The 20,905-nt window shown below is 51.3% G+C and carries 13 protein-coding genes and 5 tRNA genes; 2 read left to right on the top strand and 16 right to left on the bottom strand.

Annotated elements, in window-relative coordinates:
* Positions 1–21 precede the first annotated feature (21 nt).
* The 6 genes from FYJ78_RS09310 to FYJ78_RS09285 all read right to left on the bottom strand — a co-directional run bounded on the left by FYJ78_RS09310 (position 22) and on the right by FYJ78_RS09285 (position 10,061).
* Entirely contained in the window at positions 22–1,269 is a 1,248-nt protein-coding gene (locus FYJ78_RS09310) for a BaiN/RdsA family NAD(P)/FAD-dependent oxidoreductase (RefSeq protein WP_154621123.1), read from the bottom strand.
* Complete coding sequence (locus FYJ78_RS09305) at positions 1,266–1,994, bottom strand: pseudouridine synthase (RefSeq protein ID WP_154621122.1); 729 nt, start codon at positions 1,992–1,994, stop codon at positions 1,266–1,268. Before FYJ78_RS09305 ends, FYJ78_RS09310 begins: the two co-directional genes overlap by 4 nt.
* On the bottom strand, positions 1,994–3,220 hold the full coding sequence (locus FYJ78_RS09300; protein WP_154621121.1) for a D-alanyl-D-alanine carboxypeptidase family protein: 1,227 nt from the start codon (positions 3,218–3,220) through the stop codon (positions 1,994–1,996). Before FYJ78_RS09300 ends, FYJ78_RS09305 begins: the two co-directional genes overlap by 1 nt.
* 91 nt (positions 3,221–3,311) lie before the next feature.
* A complete protein-coding gene (locus FYJ78_RS09295) occupies positions 3,312–6,704 on the bottom strand; it encodes a DNA polymerase III subunit alpha (RefSeq protein ID WP_154621187.1) in 3,393 nt (1,130 codons plus the stop codon).
* Between the two features lie 228 nt (positions 6,705–6,932).
* Positions 6,933–8,168, bottom strand: coding sequence for an MFS transporter (locus FYJ78_RS09290; protein WP_154621120.1), 1,236 nt, complete (start codon positions 8,166–8,168; stop codon positions 6,933–6,935).
* A 228-nt stretch (positions 8,169–8,396) separates the two neighbouring features.
* Positions 8,397–10,061, bottom strand: coding sequence for a ribonuclease J (locus tag FYJ78_RS09285; RefSeq protein WP_154621119.1), 1,665 nt, complete (start codon positions 10,059–10,061; stop codon positions 8,397–8,399).
* 350 nt (positions 10,062–10,411) lie between these two features.
* Here FYJ78_RS09285 and dcuC point away from each other — a divergent pair, with 350 nt between their 5' ends.
* Together dcuC and FYJ78_RS09275 are read left to right on the top strand one after the other, a co-directional pair.
* Positions 10,412–11,686, top strand: coding sequence for a C4-dicarboxylate transporter DcuC (gene dcuC, locus FYJ78_RS09280; protein ID WP_154621118.1), 1,275 nt, complete (start codon positions 10,412–10,414; stop codon positions 11,684–11,686).
* A 33-nt stretch (positions 11,687–11,719) separates the two neighbouring features.
* Entirely contained in the window at positions 11,720–12,856 is a 1,137-nt protein-coding gene (locus FYJ78_RS09275) for a M20/M25/M40 family metallo-hydrolase (protein WP_154621186.1), read from the top strand.
* A gap of 77 nt (positions 12,857–12,933) precedes the next feature.
* Here the strand turns inward: FYJ78_RS09275 and FYJ78_RS09270 are convergent, their stop codons facing one another.
* The 10 genes from FYJ78_RS09270 to FYJ78_RS09225 all read right to left on the bottom strand — a co-directional run bounded on the left by FYJ78_RS09270 (position 12,934) and on the right by FYJ78_RS09225 (position 20,904).
* Positions 12,934–13,731: a class I SAM-dependent methyltransferase gene (locus FYJ78_RS09270; RefSeq protein WP_408014444.1), complete on the bottom strand. Its 798-nt coding sequence runs from the start codon at positions 13,729–13,731 to the stop codon at positions 12,934–12,936.
* A 39-nt stretch (positions 13,732–13,770) separates the two neighbouring features.
* Complete coding sequence (mutL, locus tag FYJ78_RS09265) at positions 13,771–15,690, bottom strand: DNA mismatch repair endonuclease MutL (RefSeq protein WP_154621116.1); 1,920 nt, start codon at positions 15,688–15,690, stop codon at positions 13,771–13,773.
* Positions 15,687–18,296, bottom strand: a complete 2,610-nt coding sequence (gene mutS, locus FYJ78_RS09260) for a DNA mismatch repair protein MutS (protein ID WP_154621115.1) — start codon at positions 18,294–18,296, stop codon at positions 15,687–15,689. Before mutS ends, mutL begins: the two co-directional genes overlap by 4 nt.
* 89 nt (positions 18,297–18,385) lie before the next feature.
* A complete protein-coding gene (miaB, locus tag FYJ78_RS09255; protein ID WP_154621114.1) occupies positions 18,386–19,693 on the bottom strand; it encodes a tRNA (N6-isopentenyl adenosine(37)-C2)-methylthiotransferase MiaB in 1,308 nt (435 codons plus the stop codon).
* A 112-nt stretch (positions 19,694–19,805) separates the two neighbouring features.
* Positions 19,806–19,879, bottom strand: a tRNA-Cys gene (locus FYJ78_RS09250).
* A 7-nt stretch (positions 19,880–19,886) separates the two neighbouring features.
* Positions 19,887–19,961 (bottom strand) — tRNA-Gly (locus FYJ78_RS09245).
* A 12-nt stretch (positions 19,962–19,973) separates the two neighbouring features.
* Positions 19,974–20,047: transfer RNA gene (locus FYJ78_RS09240), tRNA-Cys, on the bottom strand.
* 7 nt (positions 20,048–20,054) lie between these two features.
* Positions 20,055–20,129 (bottom strand) — tRNA-Gly (locus FYJ78_RS09235).
* 4 nt (positions 20,130–20,133) lie between these two features.
* A tRNA-Asp gene (locus tag FYJ78_RS09230) sits at positions 20,134–20,210 on the bottom strand.
* Positions 20,211–20,409: 199 nt separating this feature from the next.
* The gene (locus tag FYJ78_RS09225) at positions 20,410–20,904 is read right to left on the bottom strand and encodes a hypothetical protein (protein WP_154621113.1); all 495 of its coding nucleotides are present in this window, start codon (positions 20,902–20,904) and stop codon (positions 20,410–20,412) included.
* Between the last annotated feature and the right edge of the window lies 1 nt (position 20,905).

Raw genomic sequence — 20,905 nt, 5'->3', positions numbered from 1 at the left:
GTCTGTTGGGCAGGGCTTCCTTTAATCGTTCCACGCACTCCACGTTCCGGCAGCGGCTCCCATAGAAAAAGCCGCCTGCAGATTATAACCGCCCGTATAGGCGTCCACATCTACCACTTCTCCCGCAAAATAAAGTCCTGATACGAGCTTTGATTCCATGGTTTTCGGATTGATTTCCTTGACGGATACGCCGCCAGCCGTAACGATCGCCTCCGCAATGGGACGCGTTTCGGTAATGGTCAGTGTCAGATGCTGAAGCGCATCACCCAGGCGATGGCGTTCCTTCACCGTAACCTGATGCACCGGCTTATCCGGCTGCAGGTACGCATAATCCAATACCGGTTCGATGAGCTTGTGCGGCAGTAAATCGATCATAGCATTGCGAAGCTGCTTGCGCGAATATTTTCCAAAGTCACGCTGGATTCGCGCGTCCAGTTGCTCCGGAGTCAGTGCCGGTTTTAAATTCAGGCAAAGCTCCACCAAGGCATCCGATCCGGACAAATAGCGTGAAGCCATACGGCTCATGGAAAGAATGATCGGACCTGTCACGCCGAAATGCGTAAACAGCATCTCCCCAAACAACTCCTGAATTTTTTCTCCATTCACCAGAAGCGTCCCGCGGATATTGCGAAGCGACAGGCCCTGTACGTCTTTTACCCATTCTTCCTCCGTTTCCAAAGGAACCAAAGATGGACGAATCGGCACAATGGTATGCCCCACGGATGCAGCCATCGCATATCCGTCTCCTGTTGACCCGGTGCCGGGATAAGACGCGCCTCCCACGCAGACAATAACAGCATCCGCCTTAACGGCAGCCCCTGCTGATGTACGTATGCCGCCAATATGACCATCCTGTATAAGCAAATCCCTGACAGCAATATCTGTCTCGATCTTCACTCCAAGTTCATGAAGCCGGTGTACCATGGCATCCACAACATCCTGCGCTTTATCACTGACTGGAAATACACGCCCACCGCGCTCTGTTTTTGTCGGCACGCCCTGCTCCTCAAAGAAATGGATGACATCCTGATTATCAAAAGCCCTCAGCGAACTGTTCAGAAACGCTCCATTCCCATGAATATTGCGCAGAATCTCTGTTATATCTGCCGCATTGGTGATATTGCAGCGACCTTTACCGGTAATCATCATTTTCCGCCCCGGTTTTTTCATTTTCTCCAGCAATTCCACCTCGGCACCGTTTTCCGCCGCCTTAATTGCCGCCATCATTCCCGCCGGACCGGCCCCTATAACCAAAACATGTCTGCTCATTGCTTTAATCCCGCCAATCGATAAAGATTCCGACATTCTTCCGGCGTAAGCGGACGATACTTCCCCCGCTTTATCCCAGCCAAAGTCAGCCCGGCAAATTCCACTCGCTTCAAAGCCCGAACTTCACAGCCGATTGCCGCAAACATGCGGCGCACCTGACGATTGCGCCCTTCATGAATCGCAATGGCAACCCGGCTCATGCCGAGGTTCTGCTCCAGCATACGCACCTTGGCCGGCGCAGTCATGCCATCTTCCAAACGAATTCCCCTTCTCAGACGGTCCAATGATGCTTCATCAAGGTCGCCTGAAACACGGGCAATATACGTCTTTTCAATTTCATAGCGCGGGTGAAGCAAGCCGTTCATCAAGGCACCATCATTCGTGAGAAGCAATGCCCCTTCCGTATTATTGTCCAGACGCCCCACAGGATAAATACGTTCCCGAACGTCCGGGAGAAGATCGAGAACGGTACGACGCCCCCGCTCATCATGAACGGTAGAAAGGAAGCCTTTCGGCTTATTCAGTAAAAAATAAACATGCCGTTCCGGCGCAGCCAGCCGCCGCCCATCCACCCGGATATCCGCAGAAGATACATCATACTTTGCTCCGAGTTCCGTGACAACTTGTCCATCCACCTGAACACGGCCGTCTGCAATCATTTTCTCAGCAGCCCGGCGGGATGCAACCCCGGCGCGGCTGATGATTTTCTGTAATCGTTCCTGCATCAAAACCATCCCTTCAGAAGTCCGGAAAGCCACGCCCTGACATCCGAAAACAGTGTATGATAGGCAACGTCCTCACTCGCGATCAAGTCTACCCGGTCGACCACCTTGCCGTCACAGCGATAGACCACCTGTCCGACGACTTCGCCGGCCTGCAGCGGGGCCTTCACCGAAGGCGGAATATCCAATACTTTCCGGACAGACGGGGACTCGCCGTGATCGCAGGCAATCACGGAATCACGAGAAGCCTGCAAAGCGACCTCGTCCCTGCTTCCATTCTTCACACGGATCTTCGTCACCTCGTCATTTTTCCGAACCAATTCCAACGGTTCTGCATGTGCAAATCCGTAGTCCAGCATCGTATAGGAGTCCGTCCACATAAATGGACTATCCAACACCACGGCCACCAGCTGCATGCCATCGCGCTTAGCGGCCGATACCAAACAACGCCCGGCTTTCGATGTGTAGCCTGTCTTGACTCCATTACCGCCCCGGTATTGCCAAAGCAGTTTGTTTTCACTCACAATTTTTTTGACCGGCTCGTGAATCCAATCATATTCCGCCTCAGAAGTACTGACAATTTTTTCAAAATCGGGCAGCGTATATCCATAAGCGGCGATCTTCGCCAAATCATATGCCGTCGTGTAGTGGCGATCATCCGGCAGCCCATGAGAATTCACAAAATTCGTATGCTCCGCCCCGATCTCCTTTGCTTTTTCTGTCATCATATCAGCAAAAGCATGCATAGAACCGGCAATATGCTCCGCCACGGCAATTGTTGCATCATTTCCGGACTGCATCATCATCCCGGTCAGCAACTCTTCCATGCGAATCTGGTCCCCTTCGCGGAGGCCTAGAGAAGAACCTTCGATACCGACAGCATTCGATCCGATCGTCACGATATCATCCAGCCTGCTGTTTTCCAATGCGACGATCAACGTCATGATTTTTGTCGTACTGGCCGGAAATCTTCTGGCATCCATGTCACGCTGATAGAGAATCTTCCCGCTGCGGGCATCCATCAGAACAGCAGACCGTGCAGTCAGCTGCGGGAGAGCATCGTCCGGACTCACCTTCACGCCCAATGAGGCAGGACTCGGAAGCTGCTGGCCGGCCGGTATCGGCGAATCCACCGATGGCTGTGCAACAGCCGACAGATTCGGGCAAAGGCAAAGGACGGTCCAAAGTAATCCGGTCAGCGCCAAATCCCTTCTACGCAATCCCCTCAAAAAAAACACTCCTATTCCTGTAAGTTTCACCGAAGTACGGTTTTCTTTTATTGTATCATTCGAAAAAAAAACTGGCAACGACCCGCGCCGTTCAGCGTATTTTCACCGACTCACTGCCCAACAGGCTGCGAAGTTCCTCCAGAACTTCTGCACTGCCGTCCAACCCCTGCGGTTCCGTGCTCCAGCCCGTCTGAGAATGAACATGCACCGCCTGCCGGCCGGGATGATTGTTCTGTATCCGTTGCAGCTCACTCGCCGCTTTTTCCTGTGCGTCACCGGACGGAAGCCACAAATAATACTCCGGCAGATAGTCCTGAAGCAGCCAGATTTTATCCGCCAGAACTTTCACCTCGTCTTCTGCAACATCCGCCTTTCCTTGAATGACTACTGCGGTATCGGGAGCAAGCAGATTGACATGCTGATAAAACGTGCGGGGGAAGACCGTAATTTCCATTCTTCCCGTATAATCCTCCAATGTGGCAAAACACATCGTTTCTCCCTTTTTCGTCGTAATGCGTTTCGTGTCTGAAAGAATACCGCCGATACGCACGGTCTGCCGATTCCGAATGTGATCTGCCGTCAATTCCGTCAGATCAGGAAGATTTTTCAGCTTCTCCTTATACTGATCCAACGGATGCCCGGTAATATAAAAGCCTGTTGTTTTCTTTTCCCAATTCAGCAATTCAGACTGAGGCGCCTCCTTCAAATCCGGCAGCTGCAGATCAGCGGAAACATCCATGATCTCATCGCTGAACAATCCCATCTGTCCGTTCATCGCATCACGCTGCCGGCGCTGTGCTTCGCCGACCGCCGAATCCAGCACAGCCAGCAGCTGGCTGCGGCGGACATGCAGAGAATCAAAGGCTCCGCATTTGATGAGACTTTCCGTTGCCCGTTTGTTGACCTTTCCAAAATCGACCCGGCTGCAGAAATCCGACAGGGACCGGAACGGCCCCTTCTCCTGCCGCACAGCCGTAATGTCCGCAATAGCAGCTTCTCCAATATTGCGCACAGCGGCCAGCCCGAAGCGAATGGCTCCATGGTCTACGCTGAAATTGGCCAGGCTGGCATTGATATCCGGCGGCAGGATCTTTATCCCCATCCGACGGCAAAGATCAATATACGTCGGTACCTTCTGCGTATCCATGATGCTTGTCAGCATAGCCGCCATAAATTCCGCAGGATAATGCGCCTTCAAATAGGCGGTCTGCCAGGCCACCAGCGCATATGCCGCACTGTGCGATTTATTGAATCCATAGTCAGCAAAATGCGTAAGCAGATCAAAAATCGTATTGGCCAGCCCCGGCTCAATCTGATTCTTTGCACAGCCGCGAAGAAAGTTTTCCTTTTGCGCCATCAGAATCTCATGCTTTTTCTTTCCCATGGCGCGGCGCAGCAGATCCGCCTGTCCAAGCGTAAAGCCCGCCAGGACCTGAACGATCTGCATGACCTGCTCCTGATACAACACCACGCCGAACGTCTCCTTGAGAATGGGTTCCAAAAGCGGGTGCATGTAGGTCACTTCTTTTTTCCCATGGCGGCCGGCAATAAAATCTTCTACCATTCCGCTTCCCAAAGGTCCGGGCCGGTAAAGGGCCACGGTGGGAATAAGATCCGCAAAGCCTTCGGGTGCCAGATCGCGAACCAATGCGGTCATGCCGGAAGATTCCATCTGAAACACGGCTCCGGTGCGTCCCTCGCAAAGCATTCTGGCCGTTTTCTCATCTTCCAGCGGAATCGCATCAATATCCACCTGCTCGCCACGGCTTCGCTTAATATTCTCAATGGTATCACTGATGACCGTCAGGGTGCGCAGTCCCAAAAAATCCATTTTCAGCAGCCCAAGCTCTTCCACATGATCCTTATCAAATTCCGTAACCAACGTACCATCAGAAACCGATACCGGCAAATAATCGGTCAGCGGATGACGGGCAATCACAATGCCGGCTGCATGGGTAGACGAATGACGCGGCAGTCCTTCCACCTTTCGGGCCAAATCAATAAGGCGCTGCACTTCCGGCTGGGACGCATACAGGTTATGCAGATCCGTTGATTCCTTCAGCGCCTTGTCCAACGTGATCTTGAGTTCGTTTGGAATCAGTCGGGCAATATCCGCGACTTGATTGTAGGGCATATTGAGTACCCGCCCCACATCGCGTACGGCTCCCTTGGCCGCCATGGTACCAAACGTGACAATCTGAGCAACGTGATCGTAACCATACCGCTCCTTGACATAGTCAATGACCTCTTCACGACGAATATAGCAAAAATCCACATCAATATCCGGCATGGTGACCCGCTCAGGATTCAGAAAGCGTTCAAACAGCAGATCGTATTTCAGAGGATCCAGATTCGTGATGCCCAGCAGATAGGCCACAATGCTCCCAGCCGCAGAGCCGCGCCCCGGTCCGACAGATATCCCCTGTTCCCGGGCATGCTTGATAAAATCCCACACAATGAGGAAATAGCTGTCGTACCCCATGCGGTGGATAATCCCCAGCTCATAATCCAGACGGCTGTGTACCTCCGATCCTGCTGCCGGGTATCGTTTGGGCAGGGCTTCATCGCAAAGAGCCCGAAGATACGACATATCGTTTTCATACGGGGCTGGAATCGGATAATACGGCAGCTGAATATGACCAAATTCAAAATCAACCTGACAACGGTCCGCGATTTTTTGCGTATTGGCCAACGCCTCCGGGTATTCAGAAAACAGTTCCGCCATTTCCTCAGGGGATTTGAGGTAATAATCATCGCTGTTGAACCGCATGCGGTTTGGATCATCCATCGTCTTCCCCATTTGAATGCACAAAAGCACATCATGGAACTCGCTGTCTTCCCGGTTGACGTAGTGACAATCATTGGTCGCTGCCAGACCGATGCCATACTTCTGCGCCAATTCAATCAACCCGGCATTAGACTTGCGTTCCTCCGGAAGCCCATGATTTTGAATCTCCAGATAAAAATGATCCTTGCCGAAAATAGACAAATACTCCTGCACCAGTGCCTCGGCTTTTTCTTTATTATCCTGAAGGATAGCGCGCGGTATCTCTCCTGCAATGCAGGCGGACAGACAGATGATCCCTTCATGATACTTGCGCAACAGTTCTTTATCGATACGGGGCTTATAATACATCCCCTCAATATTGGCAAGAGAAACCAGTTTGACGAGATTTTTATACCCCGTCTGATTTTCCGCCAGAAGGATCAGATGATAATATTTGACCCCGCCGGTCTCCTGCCGATCCTGACGCGCTCCCGGCGCCAGATACACCTCACAGCCGATAATCGGTTTAATTCCCTGCTTCTTGCACTCTTTATAAAAATCAATCACACCATACATGGCACCATGATCGGTAATGGCAATGGAATCCATCCCCCGCTCTTTGACCGCTGCAATCAGATCTTTAATGCGGCTTGCTCCGTCCAAAAGGCTGTATTCCGTATGCACATGCAGGTGACAGAAAGGGGTTTTGCTGCCCATCTTTGCAATCACTTCTTTCACTCATCGCGTATTTCATTGACTCGTATTTTTTAGTATATCATAGATAAAAAACACCGAAAAGGCCTTCCTCATGCCCGCATAAAAAGACAACAGCTCCCGCCGCAGTTTCCCTACTGCAGCGGGAGCTGTCATACCGTCGGTCACGCGGCGATATTCTGTATGATAATCCCTATCCCGTATCGTTTTCCTTACTTCTCTTTTACGGCCTCAGACTTCCGCATCGCTCTCCAATACAGAAATGTTCTCTTCCAACATCTCTTCTTCCCCGGCAGCATCGCGGCGACGCGCATAGAGCAGATAGTACAGCAACGCACAGCCTGCCGCTGCAACACCGCAGATTCCGTAAATGCCACTGAATCCGACGGTATCCTGAAGCGCTCCCAACAGATAGGGTCCAACGCCAAGCCCCAGATCCAGCGCAACAAAATAAGTCGAAACAGCCACACCGATGCGCACCTCGCGCACCAGCTTCACACAAATCGCCTGCCCGTTCGACATGAACGTCCCATAGCCGAGTCCGACAAAGACGCCGGCCAGCAGCAGCATCCAGCTCTGTGTCGTGATCGAAAGGATCAACAATCCGACCGCCAGACAGACATAAGTCGGATACATGACAAAATCTTCTCCCTTACGGTCGAACAAAACGCCTGCCACCGGACGAGCCAGGGTAATCGTCAGCGCGTATACCACAAAGAACAACGTCCCTGCGGTCATCAGCTGCAGCGCAGCTGCATACGACGCCAAAAAGCTCAGCACACTGGAATAGCATACCGCCACAAAGAAGGCCACCACCGAAATCGCCGCCACTTTCGGTTCAAGGAAATTCGCAATATGAAATTCCTCAAGTTCTGCCCGATGCTCCGGTGTAAGCTCCATTTCCCTGACATCCATAACAAATACTGAAAGAAGGCAAACCGCGATCATCGCAATGCAAAACCAGATAATATACTGGAACGAAATCATCTGCTGAAGGACCATCCCGATAAACGGTCCGATTGCCGCAGCCAGGCTCATACTAAGCGCATAATAATTGATTCCCTCCCCGCGCCGGGCTGCCGGAATCATCGCCGAAACGATCGTACTGGTAGCCGTCGAAGCGATGCCATAGCCAATACCATTCAAACAGCGAACCAGATAAAGCATCCACAGAGAATGAATGCCAAAATACATAAACGTAGTAATCAGATAAAAAACAATGCCCGCATAAAGCATCCGCTTCCGGCCATAGAGTTCTACCGAACGGCCGGCAAAAATACGTGCCAGCAAGGTTCCGAGAATAAAAATCCCGGAAGCCAGCCCGGCTTCGCTGAGCGAAGCATGAAGATCCGTCATTGCCTCAGAGGCAATAATAACCATCAACATATAATAGATGATATAAATCAAAAAGTTCACGAGTGTGTCCAAGATAAAGCCCTTGGTCCAAAGTCTGTTTGTTTCTTCCATTGAATTCAGCAACAACCTTTCTATAACTTATAAATTATTATCTTATGGAATTCCGATAGTTCGTAATTATAGTTGCTATATCTTTTTTTGTATAGCCGATAAAAAAGATAGGCGCTATCGCAAAAAGCGATAGCGCCTGCTATTCCTGATACGCATGCATCCCATTGTAGTGCTCCTGCCCGCCCCCTGATCACAAACAAAAGGCCGCAAAGAACACCCTCCGACGGATCAGATTTCCATAATAATCGGCAGAATCATAGGACGACGACGGGTCTTTTCAAAGAGATACCGTCCCAGCGCATCACGAACATTCGATTTGATGGCCGCCCATTCTTTGACGTTCTCATCCTCACACCGTTCCAATGCCTGTTCGACACGCGCCCGGGCTTCATCCATGAGCGCTTCTGATTCGCGGACATAAACAAAACCGCGCGACACAATATCCGGGCCGGACACGACGCGGTTCGACGCCTTATCCATCGTCACCACAACGATAAGTATGCCATCCTGAGAAAGCTGCCGCCGGTCGCGCAAAACAATGTTGCCGACGTCACCGACTCCCAGACCGTCCACCATAACCATTCCAGCCGTCACTTTACCTGCCATAACGCCCTTATCGCGGGTAAACTCAAAAATCTGGCCATTCTCGCCAAGAAAAATATGATCCTTCGGCATGCCAAGCTCCTGAGCCAGCTTTGCATGCTGCACCAAATGATGGTATTCGCCATGTACCGGAATAAAAAACTTCGGCCGCACCAAATTATGCATAAGCTTCAGTTCTTCCTGACTGGCATGTCCCGATACATGAACACCCTTATCGCGCCCATAAACCACATTAGCTCCCAGACGCATAAGATTATCAATGGTTTTGGAAACCATCTTCTCATTGCCAGGAATCGGCGTAGCCGAAATAATCACCGTATCTCCCGGTACAATAGACACCTTGCGGTGATCCGACATCGCCATGCGCGTCAAAGCAGACATCGGTTCGCCCTGGCTTCCCGTCGTAACGATAACGAGCTGCTCCGAGCGGAAATTATTGATCTCGTCAATATCGATGATCGTTCCTTCCGGTGCCTGAATGTACCCAAGCTCCAGCGAAATATTCACCACATTTACCATACTGCGCCCTAACACAGCAACGCGGCGTTTATAGCGGACCGCCGTATCAATAACCTGCTGAATCCGGTGAACGTTCGAAGAGAACGTTGCCACGATAATCCTTCCGCGGGCATTATGGAAAGCCTTGTCAAAAGCTGCTCCTACAGTGCGCTCGCTCGGCGTATGACCGGAACGCTCCGAATTTGTCGAATCGGCCATCATGACCAGCACGCCTTTATTGCCGAGGTCAGAGAAACGCCGAAAATCCGTCATCTTGCCATCAATAGGCGTATAATCCAGTTTAAAGTCACCGGTATGTACAATCATGCCTACCGGCGTTTTAATCGACAAGCCTACTGCATCCGGAATCGAATGATTAACGCGGATAAACCCGACACTGAAACAGCCGACATTGATAATATCTCCCTGCATGACCGAATGCAGGCTTCCGGAATCCACGCCATTTTCTTTCAAACGTCCCTCAAGAATTCCCAAAGTCAGGCGCGTCCCGTAAACCGGCACATGAATCTGCTTCAAAACATACGGAAGAGCGCCAATATGATCCTCATGCCCGTGCGTCAAAACAATGGCTTTAATTTTATCCCGGTTTTCCAAAAGATAGCTGATATCGGGAATAACCAAATCTATGCCAAGCATGTCTTCTTCGGGAAACATGAGACCGGAGTCAATGACCAGTATCTCATCATCAACCCGAATCACGGTCATATTCTTTCCGATCTCGCCCAATCCCCCCAAAGGAATAATTTGTAGTTTTTGTGCTGATTTAGCCAAAAAATTACACCTCCAAATATATTGTTTTATATCCTATTGCGTCTATGCAATGATCATCCGTATCAAAACCAAAAGAAAAAATACCTGAAAAAACCGTCCGCTCAAATCATTCCTTATTATTTTAGCATTCCCGCTTCTATATTGCAAATAAAAAGTCTCCCATATCGTTATTCTCCTTCCTGCACTGCCATCTTGTCTCCTATGGGCTGCATTTTACAAAATTACATTTTGACTCTTTCTTCTATCTTTCCGCGGTGTTCATAGATATTATTATATAGTATTGTATAATAAACAATAGTAATATATAATAAATTTGTCGAAAGATTTTTATCTTTTAGGAGGTTTTATTTATGTTACTTGCAGGAGCCATTTTGGTGATTCTTACCTTTGTACTGATCGTCAAAAAGTACGAAGCCCGGCTGGTGCTGTTCTGCGCCGGCCTCATCATGTGCCTGATCGGCGGACTGCCCAATGAGATCATGAAGGCATTCACAAAAGCAATGGTAAACAATTCGCTGGTACCAACAATCTGTACTGTCATGGGTTTTTCTTACGTCATGAAACTCACACATTGCGACCAGCATCTCGTCCAGTCCATCTCCGGCATATTGCACAGAGGACGCGCTCTTTTGGTTCCGCTGTCCTTTTTGCTCACATGGTGGATCAGCCTTGCCATTCCCTCCGCTTCCGGCTGTTCTGCAGCCGTTGGCAGCATCCTGATCCCGACGCTGATTGCCGCCGGCGTACATCCGGCTATGGCTGCGGCCACCGTGCTGGCCGGCACTTGGGGAAGCGCGATCAGCCCCGGCAATGCTCACAATCCGTTCGTTGCCGATCTGGCGGGAACCGACATGATGACCGTCATCCTCAACGAAGCGCCCGCCTCCGTGATCGCCTCTATTGCCTGTGTTGCCGTGATGACCGCTTATGCCGTCCTGTTCCGCGAAGGCGCCTCTGAGGAACGGAGCAAAGCCTATTTAAAAAGCCTCGCCGAAGAAGAGCATACATCCCTGCGTGAATTTAAGGTAAATCCACTGCGAGCCTTAGTTCCTGTCGTTCCTCTCTTTCTACTGATTCTCGGCTCGAAACAAATCGGCATTCTTCCGGAAATCAGCGTCCCTCTTTCTATGATCATCGGTGTTGTACTCGGCCTGATCGTCACCTGGGCCGATGCACAGGAAATATGCCGCAGCTTTTTCCGGGGCATGGGAGATGCCTATGCTGATGTAATCGGTCTGATTGTTTGTGCCAGCGTCTTTACCACAGGTATGACTGCCGTCGGATTGACCGGCGCACTCACCGACCTGATGAAAGGCTCCGAGTCCATCGCTGCTGCCGCCGGAACATTTGGTCCATTCTTTATCGCCGTCATATCCGGTTCGGGAGATGCAGCGGCATTTGCGTTTAACGGTGCGGTAACGCCATTTGCCGAACAATTTGGACTGAGCATCATGGATCTTGGTTCACTGGCTCAGATTGCCGGTGCCATGGGACGATCGATGTCGCCGGTCGCAGGCGCCGCAATCATCTGTGCGGGCCTTGCAAAAGTCAATCCAATCGAAGTCTCCAAGCGCAACGCTCTTCCCTGTCTGGTATCTGCTGTTGTTCTGATGCTTCTGTTATAAACACAAGGGAAAGGAAGTCTTACCATGCCGGATATGATCAATGAAGCACGCGTTAAAAAGGAATTTTTAGAACTCATCCGAATTCGCTGCTCCACACATAATGAACGCGAAATAGGAAATCTTCTGACCCATCGCCTGACCGAGCTTGGCGGCACGGTACACGAGGACGATGCCGGGAAGAAACTCGGCGGAAACTGCGGCAATCTCATCGCGGATTTTCCCGCTTCGGACCCGGCGCATCAAAACATGCCGACCATCATGCTCACCGCTCATATGGATTGCGTCGAACCCTGCGGCAACATTCAGCCCATTCTCGAAAACGGGATCATTCGCAGCGACGGCACAACGATTCTGGGCAGCGATGATAAAGCCGGCGTCACCGCGATTCTTGAAGCACTGCGGCAAATACAGGAACGCCGGCTTGCGCACGGCCCCCTTCAGGTTGTATTCACCATAGCGGAAGAAAACGGCGTTCACGGCTCGCAGAATCTGGATACCAGCCTTCTCCATGCAGACTACGGCTATACACTGGACACACATGGACATCCCGGCTGCATGACCTTCATGGCGCCAGGAAAAAATCAGATCCACATTCACATTCAGGGCAAAGCCGCACATGCCGGCGTTGCACCGGAAAAAGGAGTCAACGCCATCATCGCGGCAGGTCAGCTGCTCGCCAGCGCCCCGCAAGGGCGCATCGACGAGGAAACCACCTGCAACGTCGGCCGGATCCTGGGCGGCAGCGCTACCAATGTCGTCGCTGACTCCTGCGATATTTATTATGAGAGCCGCAGCCGCAGCAAAGACAAGTTGGAAAAAATTACACAGAAAATCGTCCAGCATTTTCTCGCCGGCGCAGAGCGCTCCAACTGCCACATCACCACGGAAATCAGCCCCGATTATGCTCCTTATACGCTGTCCAAAGAGTCAGCCGCCATCCAAATGGCCGGCAGAGCAGCAGAACGACTCGGATTTCCGGTAAATCTGGAAGAATCCGGCGGCGGATCCGATGCCAATCACTTCAATGCATACGGCATCCCCACCGTTGTCCTTTCCGTTGGCATGGAAAACTGCCACACCAAACAGGAATATATCAAAGAAAAAGATCTTTACAATGCAGCCCGCTGGACATTGCAAATTCTCCTCGAATGGGCAAATTCCGGAAAATAAATACAAGACGAAAAAGCTTCGGTTCGCCGCGCCTGCCAGTGCGGTGAACCGAAGCTTTTTTCTTGCACACAGTACGCTTAGTCCAAAATCATCACACCATAATGAACCTTGCTGTATCTGCCGCCTTCAATTTTCGTAAAACCGAGCCGGGAAAATTCCATGCTCCGGCTTGTTTCTTTGAACACCACACGCCGTCGGGCCACACGGCGAGCCTCGGCAATATGTTCCGGAGTCAGCGCATGATGATTGGCTACCGTACGCAGCGGGTCAAGGCTCGTACTGTCCATCAGAGGATGACGGAACATCGGATCAAAATAAACAATATCGACCGAACGATCGGGCTGGTTCTTCAAATAATGAAGTGAATCATCGCAAACCGTCCGTATTCGCCGCATAGCCTCGCGAATACAGACCGTATCCCCTGAGAAATGATGCAGGCCGCAGCTTACTACAGCCTCGACCAATGGCTGGGATTCAATGCCTGTAACGCAGCCTTCCGGGCCGACGACAAAACTGGCGACGATGGAATCCGCTCCGAATCCGAGCGTACAGTCAAGCACCGACATGCCCGGCCGCAAATCCATAGCCTCCGCCATGCGATCGCCATCCCCCTTGCGAATATTTTTCAGGCGCAGATGCGCCATATTCGGATGAAAAAACAGCTCTCCCGCCGGCGTTTCAAGAACCAGCATATCCCGTTTAGCCACAAGTACCATATCCGTATGCCATCGCTCACGGACTTCCTCGATCGAAAGCCGCTGACGCGGCACATATGCCAAACCAAGCTTCGCCGCTGTCCCTCTGGCCAGCGCAATGGTCTGATCGTTCCATTTCCGCGCCGTCGTAACAACAGCAGAGCGCTCATTTTCTCTCATCATACTTCCGTCCAGCCAGCCTTTCTCTATCCCTGCCAGTCAAAATCCAAATCCAGTGCGCTTAAACATTTTAGCCAATTCGCCACTGCTGAATTTAAGGATTGTCGGCCGGCCATGAGGACAGGTATAAGGAAATTTCGTATGAGCGAGTTCTTCCAGCAAAATCTGCATCTGGCGCAAACTAAGTTCCTCACCGGCCTTGATCGCCGCCCGGCAGGCCGTCGTCGCCAGACCATGCTGCCGGATCTCGGCCGCCGTGGCTGCATGCATATCGCCTAGTCCCGAAAGAATTTCACGAATGACATCCTCCGCCTCACTGACCGGAACATCAGCAGGAACTTCCGTCAGCCGATAATCCAACTCGCCGGCAGGCTCCATATGGAAACCAAGCGAGGCAAACAAAGCGTTATTTTCCCCAATGAGCGCAGCCTCTTTCCGGTCAAACGTAAGCACCTGATGAACCAGAAGCTGCTGCGAGGGGATGCCGTCTGCCATAGCTGAGAATTTATCGAATAAAATCCGTTCATGTGCAGCATGCTGATCGATGATGTAAAGCCCCCGCGCATCCTGCGCAATGATATAGGTCAAATCGACCTGCCCGATCGGCATGATAACGCCGTCCAGCTGCCTCCCGTCACTCCTCTCATCCGGATGCTGCTTCATCACCGGTTCCGCGGGGTCTGCTACCTGACGGGTATGAACATCCGCAGAATAGTGAATCTGCCGCTCATTTTGCCGCGCAGCCTGTGCCTCCGCAAAACTCATTGAAGCCGTTTCCCCGGATAAGCGATGAACCGTTTCATAAATGGTTCCGGGAGCCGGCCTTTCCGCTGGCATTCCGGATGCCTCTGGTCGTGCGGGAGGCACCGTATCGGCAGGCTGAGAAGCCGGGACAAAACGCATCGGTTCCATCTCATAATGAACCTTCGGCTTCTCAACCACAGCCGCGATTTCCCCCAACGCACGGTCTGAAGCCGGGCGGATCGCATCGAGCACCGCCTTGTAAACGGCCCGGAACACCAGACTTTCATCTTCAAATTTCATCTCGCTTTTCTGCGGATGCACATTGACATCGATGGTACGCTGCGGCACTTCAATATCCAAAACAGCCAGCGGAAACCCGCTCTTGGGAATCAACGACTTATAGGCATTGTCAACGGCCTTGGCTATCGCGCGATTCTGTATGATACGGGAATTGACGATATACGTCTGCCAGCTGCGTCCGCTTTTCAGCATAGACGGCTTCGTAATATAGCCGGAAATCCGTATATTTTCCCCTTCCAGCTGTAAAGCCAGCAACGAATCGGCCACTGCCTCACCGTATACCGCCCGTATCGCATCATACAGGTTGCCGCTGCCCGGCGTAACGACTGAAACCTTATTATTATTGATGAAATGAAACGCGATATCCGGACGGGATAAGGCCAGTTTGACGATAAAATCATTGATTTTGGAAGCCTCTGTATGATTCGTCCGAAGAAATTTCTTACGGGCAGGCGTATTGAAAAACAAATCCTCCACCTTGATCGTGGTACCGATATGACATCCCGTTTCCTGAATTTCCGGAGCCTTCCCGCCGCAGATATCCACGCGTGTTCCCAGATCATCTCCATTGCGCCGCGTGAGCATAGTAAAGCGGGAAACGGATGCGATCGTCGGCAATGCTTCGCCACGAAACCCCAAAGTTCCGACGGTCGTCAGATCACCGGCAGTCTGTATTTTACTGGTCGCATGACGGAGGATAGCCAGTTTCGCATCCTCCATGCTCATGCCCTTGCCATTATCGGTAACCCGCATAAAACTGGTGCCGCCGGCCATAATCTCCACTTCGATACGAGTCGCACCGGCGTCCATTGCATTTTCAATCAACTCCTTGATCACCGATGCCGGCCGCTCTACCACCTCACCGGCAGCAATTTTATTGATGGTAGCATCATCTAAAACGTGAATCTGGCTCATCCTTGTCCTGCCTCCCTTTTCGCCTGCGCCTGCAGTTTATACAATTCATTCATGGCCTCAATCGGCGTCATCGTCATGACGTCCAGCGACAACAGTGTCTCACTGAGACTTGAGGCAAACAAAGACGGCATCATATCCCCGGGCTGTTTTTCCATTTCTGATGCCGGCGTCTTTCCCTCGATATTTTGCTTCTCCGCGCCCCGGACAGATTCGCCGGATCCGTTTTCAAGCTCAGAAAGAATCTCCTCCGCCCGTCTGGTTACCGCCTTTGGCAGCCCAGCCAGGCGGGCCACATGAATACCGTAGGACTTATCTGCGGCCCCCGGCACAATCCGGCGCAAAAAAGCCACCTGCGTGCCTCTCTCTTTGACGGCAACACAATAATTTCGGATCTTATCATCCTCAAGGTCAGTCAATTCATGATAATGCGTTGCAAACAACGTCTTGGCATGAATTTTCTGCTCCATATATTCAATGACGGACCGCGCGATGCTCATCCCATCAAACGTACTCGTTCCGCGGCCGATCTCATCAAGAATAACCAGACTGTTTCGTGTCGCATATTTGAGAATTTGAGCGACCTCATTCATCTCTACCATAAAAGTGCTCTGACCACTGACGAGATCATCACTGGCACCAATTCGCGTAAAAATGCGATCGACCGGGGAAATGGCCGCCTCCCGCGCTGGAACAAAGCTGCCAATCTGCGCCATAAGGGTCAGCAGGGCAACCTGACGCATATATGTCGATTTGCCGGCCATATTGGGGCCGGTAATCAGCATGATTTCACAGTCCTCATGGTTAAGCCTTGCATCATTCGGCACAAACAGATCCCGGGTCAAAATGCGTTCAACCAGCGGATGTCGTCCGTCTTTGATGCTGATTTCACCATCCGTCGTCATGCGCGGCCGGACATAGTTGCCATTGCTGGCAGCTTCCGCCAGACTCGCCAGCACATCGACCACAGCGATTTCATGCGCCGTAGACTGAATGGCAGCCAACGATTGCTTGATTTGTTCCCGAATCTCAGTAAACAGATTATACTCGATGGCCACGATTTTTTCATGCGCTCCGAGGATTTTCGTTTCGAACGCTTTTAGCTCTTCGGTAATATACCGCTCTGCATTTGCCAGCGTCTGTTTCCGAATATAGCGTTCCGGAACAAGATTCGTTCCACTGTGCCGCACTTCAATATAGTAACCAAATACCTTATTGTAGCCGATTTTCAAGGACTTGATCCCCGTGGCTTCCCGCTCACGCTCTTCCATCTCCTGAAGCATCGTCTTGCTGTCATGTGCTACACGACGATATTCATCCAATTCTTCATTATAGCCGTTCTTGATAATCCCGCCGTCACGCAGACTGATCCCCGGCTCATCAACAATAGACCGTGTCAAAAGATCTACCAATTCATCAAAGGACTGTATCCGTTTCTGGCACTGGCTCAGCATCAGAGATTTTACTTCCTTCAGATGCGTTCGAAGCCCCGGCAGACATTTCAGGGAAATTTTCAGGGCAATCAGATCGCGGGCGTTGGCCGTACCGACTTCGATTCGCGTCAACAGACGCTCAAAATCATGAATTTCCTGACAGTCCTTCCGCAATCCCTCGCGCAGTGCGAAATTCTTCGTCAGCTCCTCTACCGCATCCAGACGGCGATTGATAGCCAGAACGTCCAGCAGCGGATATTCCAGCCATTTTTTCAGCAGGCGGCTCCCCATCGCGGTTTCCGTAAAATCCAGTACATCGAGCAGTGTATTTTTCTTGCCGCCGTCACGCAGATTCCGTGTAATTTCCAAATTGCGCAGCGTATAGGTATCCACGACCAGATTTTCGGAAGCATCGAGGTAAGTAAGCCGGTTCAGGTGCGTAAGGTCCGTCATGACCGTATCATGCAGATAATCCAAAAGAGTCGCCACAGCCTCTTTTGCTTCCTGACTTTGCGGGCGCATAGAAGCATCGAAATGCTGGACGATGCGGTCGTCCACATGACTGGAAATCTCATCGATATTCGTATAAGAACATCCCGGCAGGCGCAGATTGGTGAAATCCCGCAAAGCAGGCAGAAAGCTCAGACTGCCTACCACAAGAAGTTCAGGCATAGCCAGACGATAAAGTTCATCCAAGAGCATTTGCACGCGGTTTCCGCCGCGATACATTCCATAAAAACACTCGCCGGTGGAAATGTCTGCCCCTGCCAGCACGATATCTTCCTGCTTCTCATAGACCAACGCAATATAGTTGTTCTGCGCATCCTTCAGAGCAGATTCCGACAGCACCGTTCCTGGCGTGATAATTTTAATAATTTCACGCTTGGTGAGTCCCTTCGCTTTCGGATCGCCGATTTGCTCAGCAATCGCAACCTTATATCCACGGCCTACAAGCTTGTTGATATACGTTTCCGCTGCATGATACGGGACCCCGCACATTGGCGTTTTATCCTTATTGCCGCTCCGGCTTGTCAGCGTAAGGCCAAGCTCCTTGGAAACCAGCCGGGCATCATCAAAAAACATTTCATAAAAGTCGCCCAGCCGAAAAAACAAAATATCGTCCGGATGCTGCTCCTTGGCTGCCAGATACTGCTGCATCATTGGCGTGAGTTCCATGTATGTACCTCCCATTGAAAAGATCCGCCGGCATAAAAACGGGCAGTCGGCCCGCAGTGCCGCGTCATTCTGCAGAACCCGCTCAGTGATTAAATCTGCCTGCCCTTAAGTACCCACGTCTGCGGGTGCGTGATCTGAATGGAAATGAAATCCCCCGGCTGTTCCTCCGCATGCGGGAAAAGAACAATCTTGTTGGTTCGCGTCCGCCCGGTCCAAACGGTTTCATCCTGTTTACTCGGCCCCTCGACCATGACTTCCATAATCTGGTCCTGAAGGCTTTGATTGATCTCCAGACTAATCTCGTTTTGCACGGCCATAAGACGATTCAGCCGATCCTTTTTGACCGCCTCTTCTACCTGATGATCCATCACCGCTGCCGGCGTTCCCGAGCGCTTGGAGTAAATAAACGTATAGGCCGAATCATAACGAATCTCCCGGAGAAAACCAAGCATCTCATCGAAGTCCTCCTCAGTTTCCCCCGGAAACCCTACGATAAGATCTGTGGTAAGCGAAACATGCGGAAGCGCCGCGCGGATACGCTGAACCAGCGCCTTATACTGCTCTACGGTATAGACGCGGTTCATCGCCTTGAGAATCTTATTACTGCCATATTGCACCGGCAGATGGATATGTTCGCAGATATGCGCTCCATCACGAATCGCAGCGATGACCCGGTCGCTCAGATCCTTCGGATGCGATGTCATGAACCTCACGCGGCGTATGCCTGGCACGGCATCGACCATGCTTAAAAGATCCGCAAAATCCGCTCTGCCATGATCCTTGCCATAGGAATTGACATTCTGCCCCAACAGAGTGACCTCTTTATATCCCTGTTCGACAGCCTGCTCCACTTCCCGGACAATATCTTCCGGCATACGGCTGCGTTCCCGGCCGCGCACATACGGAACAATACAATACGTACAGAAATTATTGCAGCCATACATAATCGGAACCCAGGCAGAAAGCCTGCCGCCGCGCGCCACCGGCACATCATCCGGAAGCTCCGTTTCCCCCAGCTGCGTGTCAATGATATGACCATGTTCCTGTTCCAGCTCCTGTACGACGTGCGCGAGTTCATGAACTTTATTGGTACCGAGAACGAAATCGATGTGCGGCGCCCGCTTGATCAGCCTGTCGCTCTCTTTTTGGGCCATACATCCCGTTATACCGAAAATCATGTTCGGCTTCTGCTGTTTCAAATGCTTGATCTCGCCAATTTTTCCATAAACTTTATCCTCTGCTGTCTCACGGACGCAGCATGTATTGAGCAAAATGAGATCCGCATCCTCCATGACAACGGTCCTCTCATATCCAATGGTCCGAAGCTGGCCTTCCATCCGCTCCGCATCACTGATGTTCATCTGGCAGCCATAGACCCCTATATAAACCTGTTTCATATCGATATTCCTTCTCCTGTTCCTTACCGTTCACAACAACATTTTATTATAACACAACTTCCCGGCAAAAGAAAAAGCCCGGAAGAAACTCTTCCAGGCTGTCTGTCCATCTTGGAGGCGACACTCAGAATCGAACTGAGGATAAAGGATTTGCAGTCCTCGGCCTTACCACTTGGCTATGTCGCCGAAATAATGGAGCGGAAAACGAGGCTCGAACTCGCGACCCCCACCTTGGCAAGGTGGTGCTCTACCACTGAGCTATTTCCGCAAAATATAAAATTGGAGGCGACACTCAGAATCGAACTGAGGATAGAGGATTTGCAGTCCTCGGCCTTACCACTTGGCTATGTCGCCGAAATAATGGAGCGGAAAACGAGGCTCGAACTCGCGACCCCCACCTTGGCAAGGTGGTGCTCTACCACTGAGCTATTTCCGCAAAATGGCGACCCGAATGGGACTTGAACCCATGACCTCCGCCGTGACAGGGCGGCATTCTAACCAACTAAACTACCGGGCCATACTCTGTGCTGCTTCTGTTCAGCAACATATATTATTATACGGATAAGAAAAGGCGTTGTCAACCATGAAAATAAAAAACTATAACGGGTGGATTGTATGATGGGCTTGCCGCCGGAAAATCCCTAGGGAAACCTTATTTCAAAAGGAAGCTGCTGCAAAAAACAACCGGCCGAATGGCCGGCTGTCTATCCCGACGATCAAGGATGGTCTGCCGCAATGTCATAAACCTTCCGGAATACCGACTGATCCATCTCATCGACTGCACGCCAGCTTTCTCCCGGAGTCCGCATCAGGACTATGTTCCCCGCCTGTTGGAATTCCACATTTATCACATCGCCCGGCACCCCGCTGGCTGTCACATTCCGCACAGCGGCGGTCCAATGCCCGCTGGCCCGGGTTCCCGTTACCGACCCCGCTACAATATATGTTTTTGTCCCTTCAAAGTTCAGAACAAAAACATCCTTTGCCGGTCTGGTCTCTATTGCAGATTCCGGTTCAGAAGCAGTCCTTTTTTCTTCTTCCGGCTGCGAAACAGGAGAATACTGCTCCTCTGTGATCATTGCCGGATTGCCTGCAGTCGCTGCATCATATCTTCCGGATTCTGTGTTTTTTCCTGCCATTGCCCCAATCATCAAGGCCGCAAAAAGCCCCGCAACGACCAAAACAATGCCAATTTTTTTCTTTCTGCTCATA

The organism is Wylensekiella montiformis, from assembly GCF_009697385.1.
Lineage (GTDB): Bacteria > Bacillota > Negativicutes > Selenomonadales > Selenomonadaceae > Selenomonas_A > Selenomonas_A montiformis.
Note: the sequence above shows the minus strand (reverse complement) of the source record. Positions and strands in the feature narration are given on the sequence as shown.

Bases quoted from the DNA above. Each gene is read 5' to 3' on its own strand.
- FYJ78_RS09310 (WP_154621123.1), bottom strand. From the start codon at position 1,269: ATGAGCAGACATGTTTTGGTTATAGGGGCCGGTCCGGCGGGAATGATG.
- FYJ78_RS09305 (WP_154621122.1), bottom strand. From the start codon at position 1,994: ATGCAGGAACGATTACAGAAAATCATCAGCCGCGCCGGGGTTGCATCC.
- FYJ78_RS09295 (WP_154621187.1), bottom strand. From the start codon at position 6,704: ATGGGCAGCAAAACCCCTTTCTGTCACCTGCATGTGCATACGGAATAC.
- FYJ78_RS09290 (WP_154621120.1), bottom strand. From the start codon at position 8,168: ATGGAAGAAACAAACAGACTTTGGACCAAGGGCTTTATCTTGGACACA.
- dcuC (WP_154621118.1), top strand. From the start codon at position 10,412: ATGTTACTTGCAGGAGCCATTTTGGTGATTCTTACCTTTGTACTGATC.
- FYJ78_RS09275 (WP_154621186.1), top strand. From the start codon at position 11,720: ATGATCAATGAAGCACGCGTTAAAAAGGAATTTTTAGAACTCATCCGA.
- FYJ78_RS09270 (WP_408014444.1), bottom strand. From the start codon at position 13,731: ATGAGAGAAAATGAGCGCTCTGCTGTTGTTACGACGGCGCGGAAATGG.
- mutL (WP_154621116.1), bottom strand. From the start codon at position 15,690: ATGAGCCAGATTCACGTTTTAGATGATGCTACCATCAATAAAATTGCT.
- mutS (WP_154621115.1), bottom strand. From the start codon at position 18,296: ATGGAACTCACGCCAATGATGCAGCAGTATCTGGCAGCCAAGGAGCAG.
- miaB (WP_154621114.1), bottom strand. From the start codon at position 19,693: ATGAAACAGGTTTATATAGGGGTCTATGGCTGCCAGATGAACATCAGT.
- FYJ78_RS09225 (WP_154621113.1), bottom strand. From the start codon at position 20,904: ATGAGCAGAAAGAAAAAAATTGGCATTGTTTTGGTCGTTGCGGGGCTT.